Below are 297 nucleotides of genomic sequence, written 5' to 3' on the forward strand. Positions count from 1 at the left end.
TCGGCCACTTTGAAGCTGATACCGTACTTTCTGGCAAACGTAAAGGTCAAGCTGTGGCTACTTTTGTGGAGCGTAAGAGTCGCCTGACAATTGTTAAACGGCTCCATGGCCGCGACAGTCAGTCCATGACTCAAGCCGTACTTGAACTAGCTAGTCAACTTCAAGACAAGCTCAAGACGCTGACCGTGGATCATGGTAAAGAGTTCGCTAACTATCAGACAATTGAACGGCAAACTGGTACTCCGGTTTATTTTGCCCATGCTTATTCACCACATGAACGCGGTAGTAATGAGAACC

General features: G+C 47.5%; 1 protein-coding gene. It reads left to right on the top strand.

The features are described from left to right. Positions 1-297, top strand: a 297-nt coding sequence (locus H5975_RS08485; protein ID WP_204785645.1) for an IS30 family transposase, incomplete at both ends; no start/stop codon positions are given.

Origin of the sequence: Limosilactobacillus coleohominis (assembly GCF_016901675.1) — a bacterium.
Taxonomy (GTDB): Bacteria; Bacillota; Bacilli; order Lactobacillales; family Lactobacillaceae; genus Limosilactobacillus; species Limosilactobacillus intestinavium.